Genomic DNA, 8,779 nt, shown 5'->3' on the forward strand with positions numbered 1-8,779 from the left:
GCGCGCCGGTTCTGGATAGCTTCGAACTCGGTGCCCGGACAGCGGGCGGGCAGATCGGAGGCCGGCGTGAGCGTCATCTACCTGGTGCGGCATGGCCAGGCGTCGTTCGGCGCCGCCGACTACGACGTCCTGTCCGAGCTCGGCCACCGGCAGGCGGCGCTGGCCGGGGCCGAGCTGCGGGCCCGGGGCGTGCGGATCGATCTCGCGGCCAGCGGCACCCTGCGCCGCCAGCGCGAGACCGCCGCCGCCGCGCTCGCCGTCTACGCCGGCGCCCCGGCGAGCCAGCCCGTCACCGGCGCGGGCTCCGCGGTCGCCCTCGGCGACGCTGGCCTGACGGTCGCCTTCGGCCACGGCGGCTGGGCCGGCGAGACCGAGGCCGACGCCCGGTGGAACGAGTACGACCAGGACACGATGGTCAGCGACGGCCGCCCGCCCGCGCAGCGGGTCTCGACCTCCAGCGGCATCTCGTCGCGGTCGTTCCAGGGCCTGCTGGACAACGCGCTGGCCGACTGGATGGGCCGTGGTGACACCGGGCCGGGCAGCTTCCGAGCGTTCAGCGACGGCGTCGCCGGCGCGCTCGACGAGCTGTCCGGCCGGCTCGGCTCCGGTGGCACCGCGGTGGTCTTCTCGTCGGCCGGCCCGATCGCCGCGCTGTGCGGCCGGCTGCTCGGCGTCGGCGTCGAGGGTCTCGTCTCGCTGAACCGGACCATGATCAATGGCGGCATCACCAAGATCGTGTCCGGCCGCTCCGGCACCAGCCTCATCTCGGTCAACGAGCACAGCCACATCGACGCCGCGGGCCGCGAGCTGCTCAGCTACCGCTGACGGCCCGCGTTCCCCGCCCGCCGCACCCGCGCACCGATCCGCCCGCGCGGGCCAGACCCGTGCGCGGGTGCGGGCCGGATTGCGGCTGGGTACTGGATGCGAAGCGGATACGGGAGCAGGATGACCGCGACGGCCGGTGACGTCCGGCTGAGGAGGTGCGGCGCCATGACGGTGGCACCTGGCTCGATGACAGCCGGTTCGACGACAGCTGGATTGACGACAGCTGGGTCGACGACAGCTGGGTCGACGCAACGATCGTCCAGGGGGCCGAAGCGTGTCGGCAGCGAGCCTGTGCGGTCGCGGCCGACCGTGACACACGTGGTGACGAACCAGCCGCCGCCGCTGGTCGACTACGACGTGGCAGACGACCCGGTGCTGGAAGAGGGTCTGCGGCGCGAGGGCGCAGCCTTCTACGTCGACGACCTGCACCGCCTGGGCTGGCTGGCCGGCAGCGAACAGGCCGCCCGCTGGGGGGACCTGGCGAACCGGCACGTCCCCGAGTTACGCACCCACGACCGCTACGGCAACCGGATCGACGAGGTCGACTTCCACCCGTCCTGGCACGCGCTGATGGACGTCGCCGTGCGGGAGGGCCTGGCCGGCGCCGCGTGGGGCAGCCGCCGCCCGGGTGCGCACGTCGCCAGGGCCGCCGGACTGCACGTCTGGAGCACGGTCGAACAGGGCCATACCTGCCCGGTCTCGATGACCTACGCCGTCATCCCGGCGCTACGCGCCGAACCAGAGCTCGCCGCCGTCTACGAGAAGCTGCTGACCAGCCGGGTCTATGACCGCGCGATGTGCCCACCGACCGGCAAGCTCGGCCTGATCGCCGGCATGGGGATGACCGAGAAGCAGGGCGGCTCGGACGTCCGCGCCAACACCACGGTCGCGGTCGCCCACCCAGACGGTGGCTACCGGCTTCATGGGCACAAATGGTTCACCTCGGCACCGATGAGCGACCTCTTCCTCGTGCTCGCGCAGGCGCCGAGCGGGCTGTCCTGCTTCCTGGTGCCGCGAATCCTCCCGGACGGGTCACGCAACACGTTCCGCATCCAGCGGCTGAAGGACAAGCTCGGTAACCGCTCCAACGCCTCGGCCGAGCCGGAGTTCGACGACACCGTCGGCTGGCTGGTCGGCCCGGAGGGGCGCGGCGTCCGGACCATCATCGAGATGGTCGCGATGACGCGGTTCGACTCGGCGCTCGGCTCGGCGGCCGGAACTAGGGCCGCGCTCGTCCAGGCGCTGCACCACACGCGGCACCGGTCGGCGTTCGGCGCCCTGCTCGTCGACAAGCCGCTGATGCGCAACGTCCTGGCGGATCTCGCTGTCGAGTCGGAGGCGGCGACGACGCTCGTGCTCCGGCTGGCCGGCGCGATCGACCGGGGCGTGCGTGGCGACGCGGGTGAGCGCGCCTTCCTGCGGCTGGCGACCGCGCTGGCGAAGTTCTGGATCTGCAAGCGGCAGCCCGGGTTCGTCGCCGAGGCGCTGGAGTGCCTGGGCGGCAACGGCTACGCCGAGGAGTCTGGGATGCCGCGGCTCTACCGCGAGGCGCCGCTGAACAGCATCTGGGAGGGCGCGGGCAACGTGAACGCCCTGGATGTGCTGCGCGCGCTCGGCCGGGAGCCGGCCGCCGTCGCGGCGTTCGACGCGGAGGTCGCTCGGTCCGCCGGCGGTGACGAGCGGCTCGACGCGGCCGTCGCCGCGCTGCGCGCGGATCTCGCCGGGCTGCCGACGGCGGACCCGGGCGAGCTGGAGTTCGGCGCCCGGGCCCTGGTGGAACGGATGGCGCTGGTGTTGCAGGGCGCGCTGCTGGTCCGGCACGCGCCGCCCGCTGTCGCCGACGCCTTCTGCGCCACCCGGCTGGCCGGCGGCGGCGGCCGGGCCTACGGCACGCTGCCGCGTGGCACCGACGTCGCCGCCATCCTCGCCCGCGTCCCTCCGGTGACCCGCGGCTGACGCGCCCGCCGGTTCAGGCCCGGACGCGCGCCGCGCGTGCCGTGGCGAGCGCGATCACCGCATCGAGGTTGGGCGTCGACCACTGGTCGAGCGTCTGATCCAGGGTGTCGAGGGTGCTGTCGAGGACGAACAGCCCCGTCGTCGGCAGCGAAGCGCCGATCTCGACCAGCACCGGACGCAGATGGACCTCGACGGCGAGCGCGTGCTGCGGCGCCGCGGCGACCTGGACCGGGATCGTCGGCACGCCGCCGAGCTCGCCGGCGCCGATCTGGTCGAGCAGCAGTTTGAGCAGGCCCGTGTAGGTGGCCTTGTAGGTCGGCGTCGCGACGATGAGGACGTCGGCCGCGGCCATCGCCGTGGTCGCGGCCTTGACGGCCGGATCACCCCAGCCGAGCAGCCCGGCGCCCAGCTCGGACACCTCGATCACCTCGGCCGTGGCGGCCGCGCCGTTCCCGGCCGAGCCGTCTCCCGGCTCGCCACCAGCCGTCAGCCCGCGGACGACCCGCTCGGCGACCGCCTCGGCCACCTGCCGGGTCCTCGACTGAGGCTTCGGGTTGCCCACGACGCTCAGCACACGCCAACCAGCCATCGCCAACCTCCTGGGCGGCACCTGAGGCCGCGATCTCGGACGGTTGCACGCTATGCGCCGGCCTGCCGCGGCACCAAGCGTCCCAGGGGCGGTTGAGTCGAGGCTGTCATGTTGCGGTAACACTGACCGTTCTCGGCCGGGAGAGACCGCGGGTCGAAGGCGCCAGCCTCGGCCGGCGGCCTCTCCCGGGAGGCGGTTACCAGGACCAGCGGAAGCCGACGACGGCGTGATGGATCGCTGGCAGGAACCGGTGCAGGGTGTTGTTCTCCGACAGGTCCACCGGCTCGTCGTCGACGATCAGGCCGCCCTCGTGGGTGCTCCACACCGTCCACCGCGGGTCGCGCGGCAGGTGGTCCGGGTCGAAGGCGATCGCGAGGTCGACGCTTTCCGTCTTGGCCCGCACCGCCCGCCGGATCTCCTGGACCGGCTGGCCCGACGGGAACCGGGCCCGCAGCTCCAGCGCGTGCCGGGCGCCCCGGCCGAGGGTTCGGTCGAGCCCGACCTCGGTGAGCGTCAGCCGGGAGCTGTAGGCGTGCTGGGAGCCCGGCTGCCCACCGACCAGCACCGTGCTCTCGGTCGCGTCCGAGCGCAGCACCCACGGGTACACGGCGACCCCGTCCTCCTGAGCGGAGATCACCTGATGGGTGTGCTGCTCGACGAGCGACCCGGTGTGGTCGAACCGGTACCGCTCGAACAACGCGAGAGTGCGGTGGCGTTGCGGCAGGATCAGCGCCGGCGCGCCACGCCTGGTTCCAGGGCTCGCCTCGACGCCGGGGTCGGTGAGGCCGGCGAACGCCGCCCACAGCCCGGCCTCGTGTTCGCGCATCCCGAACGCCTCGATGAACCATTCCATCGTCTGGGCCGAGATTCGCCCGCCGCCGAGCGCCCGGCTGACCCGGTCCTTGAGGGCTCGGTCGAGCTCCTGGTCCTCCTCGGCGACGATGCCGGCGTTCCAGAGGTATTCGGCAATGACGCGAGCCACCGCCGCGAAGCTCGGTTCCTGGGCGCTCGCCCGGCGGACCCGCGACTCCCACATCCGGCGATACTCCGGCGTCCCCGTGAGCAGCTCACGAAGTAGCCGTCCGGCGCGTTCCCCGGTGGAGAGCGCGTCGTCGCCAGTGGGCGGGCTTTCCCCGGTGCCGGCAGGACCGGTCAGGGACTGGTCGGACCGACCAGCCGGGCCGTCGATGTTCATATCTGTGCCTGTGCTGTCTGAGGCCACATACAGGCCTGTGTCGTTTGAGGCCTGGTGCGGGCCTGCGTCATGTGAGGCCTGGTGCGGGCCTGTGTCGTTTGAGGCCACGTGCGGGCCTGTGTCGTTTGAGGCCACGTGCGGGCCGGTGTTGTCCGAGGCCAGATACAGGCCCGGGATGTCATCGCTGTGCTGTTCCGGCGGCGCCGCCGGCCAGGCCGCGCCGCCCGCCAACGTCGGGTTTCCTCTTGCCACGCCCCACCCCTCCCGATAGCGCTGCGTGGTCATGGTCCGGTCGTCCACCGGTGAGGCGAACCGACGCGGCCCGGCGTTGGTGGCTCTGCGTAACGAGCCATCCTTACGGGCCGTGGCGGGCACCGCCGCTAAGACAACCTCAGAGGACAGTAATGCCCCCGCGATCTGCGGCTTCGTCGGCATGGCCATCGTGGACGGAATTGGGCCCAGTCGGCGACGGAACGTCGTATCCGAGACATACTTGAGCCGTCTACGTGCCACAGCGGGTCGGAGGCGCTGCGGAGGCCAATCTTTGCTGGCGGGCGGGCCTATCGCCTTTGCTCGCAGTCGGTCAAGTGTTTCTTCGGTCGGGCCGCGGGCCGCGGGCTGGATCGGAACGGCCTCTCCGCTTACCTTCGGTTAGCGATTTGAGTCTCGGCACCGATGGATGGTTACTGTAAATTGCGACTCCGGCATCGCAACGCCGCACAACATTTCGCGTATTCGTAGCAGAGAGTCACCGATTTTCGAACACCGTCGCTCGGTGGTGCCCGTGCAGGTTGCAGGCCGGCCCGCCCCGCACCGTCGGCCGACGGTTTGCGTTTTGACGATCCCTGTCTGTTCTGTCAGGCGCAGGCCGCGTCCAGGGCCTGGCGCAGATCGGCGAGAAGGTCGTCGGCTGACTCGATCCCGACCGAGAGTCGAACCAGGTCGTCGGGCACCGCCAGCGGCGAGCCGGCCGCGGAGGCGTGCGTCATCCGGCCCGGATGCTCGATCAGCGACTCCACCCCGCCCAGCGACTCGGCGAGCGTGAACAGCCTGGCCTGGCGGCAGACCTCGGCCGCCGCGTCGGCCCCGGCCCGGACCCGGAACGACACCATGCCGCCGAACCCGGACATCTGCCGCGCCGCGACCGCGTGCCCCGGGTGCGTCGGCAGGCCCGGGTAGCGGACCTCCGCGACGCCGGGATGGCCGTCCAGCAGCGCGGCGACGCGGGTGGCGTTCGCGCAGTGCCGGTCCATCCGGACGGGCAGCGTCTTGATCCCCCGGAGCACCAGCCAGGCGTCGAACGGTCCGGGCACCGCGCCGGCGGCGTTCTGGATGAACGCGATCCGCCCGCCCAGCTCGGGGTCCGCGACGACGACGGCCCCGCCGACGACATCGCTGTGCCCACCGAGGTACTTGGTGGTCGAGTGCACGACGGCGTCCGCGCCGAGCGCGAGCGGGCGCTGCAGGTAGGGCGAGGCGAACGTGTTGTCGACGACGAGCAGCGCACCGGCCTCGTGCGCCAGCTCGGCGAGCACCGCGATGTCCGCGATCGACAGCAGCGGGTTCGTCGGGGTCTCGCACCAGATCAGCCGCGTCCGCCCGGTGCGCAGCGCCGCGCGCACGGCGGCCGGGTCGGCCAGGTCGACGGGCGTGTACTCCAGGCCCCAGTCGGCGTAGACGCGGTGGAACAGCCGGTAGGTGCCGCCGTACGCGTCGGCCGGGATGAGCGCGTGGTCGCCCGGGCGGCAGACCGCGCGCAGCACCGCGTCCTCCGCGGCCAGGCCGGACGAGAACGCGAGCCCGACCCGGCCGCCTTCGAGCGCGGCGAGCGACGTCTCGAGCGCGGCACGCGTCGGATTGCCGGAGCGGGCGTACTCGAAGCCGGCTCGCAGGCCGCCGATCCCGTCCTGCGCGAAGGTCGAGGCCAGATGGATCGGCACGACGACGGCACCGGTCGCCGGGTCCGGCTCCTGGCCGGCGTGCACCGCGACCGTCTCGAAGCCCCGCCCGGTGTGCTCGTGGTCGGTGTAGTCGTGGTCGGTGGTCACCGGGCGGCCAGGAAGCTGAGGAGATCGGCGCGGGTGAGGATGCCGACCGGGTTGCCGCTGTCGAGCACGAGAACGGCCGGATCGTCGCCGCCGAGCGCCTCGACGAGGGTCGAGAGCGGCTCGCCCGCGCCGATCGTCGGCAGTGGCGCCGACATGTGCGCGGCGACCGGCGCGTCGATCACGGCCCGATCGGCGAAGACGGCCGCGAGCAGCTCGCGTTCGAGCACCGCGCCGGCTACCTCGGCGGCCCGCAGCGGTGGCTCGTGCCGGACCACCGGCATCTGGGAGACGTTGTACTCACGCAGGTAGGAGATGGCCGCGCCGACGGTCTCGTCGGGATGAACGTGCACCAGCTCCTGCGCCGCGTGCTTGCTGGCCAGGACCGCCCCGACGACCGGTTCGTCGGACGGTGGGTCCAGGAAGCCGTAGTCGTACATCCACTCGTCGTTGAAGATCTTCGAAAGGTAGCCGCGCCCGGAGTCGGGCAGCAGCACGACGACCAGGTCCTCCGGCCCGAGCGCGCGGGCGACCCTGGTCGCGGCGACCACGGCGAGGCCGCACGAGCCGCCGACCAGCAGCCCGGCCTCCCGGGCCAGCAGCCGCGTCATCAGGAACGAGTCCCGGTCGCTGACCGCCTCGACGCGGTCGACGACCGTCTTGTCGAACGTGGTCGGCCAGATGTCCTCGCCGACACCCTCGACCAGGTAAGGCCGGCCGCTGCCACCGGAGTAGACCGAGCCCTCCGGGTCGGCGCCGATCACCTGCACCCGGCCGCCGCTGACCTCCTTGAGGTACTGCCCGGCCCCGCTGATCGTCCCGCCGGTGCCGATGCCGGCGACGAAATGCGTCACCCGCCCGTCGGTGTCCCGCCAGATCTCCGGCCCGGTGCTGGCCCGGTGCGCGGCCGGGTTGTCCGGGTTGGAGTACTGGTCGGGGCTCCAGGCTCCGGGGGTCCGGCGCGTGACGTCGCGGGCGACAGAGTAATAGGAGCGCGGGTCGTCCGGGTCGACCGCTGTGGGGCACACGAGAACCTCGGCGCCGTAGGCACGCAGCACCGCGCGCTTCTCTTCGCTGATCTTGTCGGGCATGGTGAACACGCAGTGGTAGCCGCGCAGTGCCGCGACCATGGCGAGACCCACGCCGGTGTTGCCGCTCGTCGGCTCCACGATCGTCCCGCCGGGGCGCAGCCGGCCGTCCCGCTCGGCCGCGTCCACCATCGCCACCGCGATCCGGTCCTTCACCGAGCCGCCCGGGTTGACGTACTCCAGCTTGCCGAGCAGCGGGGCCTCGCCGCGGGGGCCCGCTCCCGGTGCGCCGTCGGCGGGCCAGAGGCGCGCGGCGGCCGTGACGGCCTCGGTGAGCCGGACGAGCGGGGTGTTCCCGATCAGGTCGGTCACCCGGTCGACGACCCTGCCGCGGCGGTCGTCACCGGGCACGCGGCCGTCACCGGGGACGCCGACGCCGCCGGAGTCGTCCTGGATCCGCATCGCCGCCACCCGCCTGCCTGATCGTGCGTGGTCGTGTGGCCGACGTCCTCCCCCGTCGCGACCGGGCCACACCGCCGGTGGCCTCGGCCGGGGTGGCGAGTTGCTGATCGCCGTCCACGCGATAACCGTTGGTAGTGAAGGTACCGCCATTAGTGACGACGGTGCCCACTCGGAGCTGGCGCGGGCTCTCCGCCGCCGGAGCGCGGTCAATGATCCAGTTGTCGGTCGGTGCGGATAGAGTGACGACGTCACCGCCCCCCCGAACTGGCCGTTGTCGCGCCGCCGGGTGTGGACGGGGACAGCGCGACAGGCTGGGGGAACCGTCGCCGGCTGCCCGTGGCGGGCTACGCCGGCGTCGTCGAGCGGGGTGGTGCGCAGCCCACCCACGAATATCGGCATGGAGGTCGACATGGCTTCGGGCACCGTGAAGTGGTTCAACTCCGAAAAGGGCTTCGGGTTCATCGCGGTGGACGGTGGTGGCCCGGACGTCTTCGTCCACTACTCGTCGATCGAGACCGACGGCTTCAGATCCCTCGACGAGGGACAGCGCGTCGAGTTCGACGTCGAGCAGGGACAGAAGGGGCCGCAGGCCGGCAAGGTCCGTCCTACCAGCTGACGACGACGGCTGCCGGGGCCCCCCGCGCGCCCCCCCCCCGGCGGGCCCCGCCCGCCGGGCGGG

At 72.6% G+C, this 8,779-nt stretch carries 7 protein-coding genes; 3 read left to right on the forward strand and 4 right to left on the reverse strand.

The window, feature by feature from the left end:
- Positions 1 to 66: 66 nt before the first annotated feature.
- Both I6A60_RS23950 and I6A60_RS23955 read left to right on the forward strand, forming a co-directional pair.
- Positions 67 to 825 (forward strand): histidine phosphatase family protein, encoded by a 759-nt coding sequence (locus I6A60_RS23950; protein ID WP_203015903.1) that lies wholly within the window; start codon positions 67 to 69, stop codon positions 823 to 825.
- Between the two features lie 186 nt (positions 826 to 1,011).
- The gene (locus I6A60_RS23955; protein ID WP_374113394.1) at positions 1,012 to 2,781 is read left to right on the forward strand and encodes an acyl-CoA dehydrogenase family protein; all 1,770 of its coding nucleotides are present in this window, start codon (positions 1,012 to 1,014) and stop codon (positions 2,779 to 2,781) included.
- A gap of 13 nt (positions 2,782 to 2,794) precedes the next feature.
- Here the strand turns inward: I6A60_RS23955 and I6A60_RS23960 are convergent, their stop codons facing one another.
- The 4 genes from I6A60_RS23960 to I6A60_RS23975 all read right to left on the reverse strand — a co-directional run bounded on the left by I6A60_RS23960 (position 2,795) and on the right by I6A60_RS23975 (position 8,100).
- Positions 2,795 to 3,370, reverse strand: coding sequence for an NADPH-dependent FMN reductase (locus I6A60_RS23960; RefSeq protein ID WP_203015906.1), 576 nt, complete (start codon positions 3,368 to 3,370; stop codon positions 2,795 to 2,797).
- A 196-nt stretch (positions 3,371 to 3,566) separates the two neighbouring features.
- Positions 3,567 to 4,565, reverse strand: a complete 999-nt coding sequence (locus tag I6A60_RS23965; protein ID WP_238436092.1) for a hypothetical protein — start codon at positions 4,563 to 4,565, stop codon at positions 3,567 to 3,569.
- An 857-nt stretch (positions 4,566 to 5,422) separates the two neighbouring features.
- Positions 5,423 to 6,613, reverse strand: coding sequence for a cystathionine gamma-synthase (locus I6A60_RS23970; RefSeq protein ID WP_203015907.1), 1,191 nt, complete (start codon positions 6,611 to 6,613; stop codon positions 5,423 to 5,425).
- The gene (locus I6A60_RS23975; protein ID WP_238436093.1) at positions 6,610 to 8,100 is read right to left on the reverse strand and encodes a cystathionine beta-synthase; all 1,491 of its coding nucleotides are present in this window, start codon (positions 8,098 to 8,100) and stop codon (positions 6,610 to 6,612) included. The genes I6A60_RS23970 and I6A60_RS23975 overlap by 4 nt, the downstream gene beginning before the upstream one ends.
- 409 nt (positions 8,101 to 8,509) lie before the next feature.
- Between I6A60_RS23975 and I6A60_RS23980 the strand changes: the two genes are divergently transcribed.
- Positions 8,510 to 8,716, forward strand: coding sequence for a cold-shock protein (locus I6A60_RS23980; protein WP_203015909.1), 207 nt, complete (start codon positions 8,510 to 8,512; stop codon positions 8,714 to 8,716).
- Positions 8,717 to 8,779: the final 63 nt, after the last annotated feature.

The sequence above is a fragment of the Frankia sp. AgB1.9 genome, assembly GCF_016786355.1.
Taxonomy (GTDB): Bacteria; Actinomycetota; Actinomycetes; order Frankiales; family Frankiaceae; genus Pseudofrankia.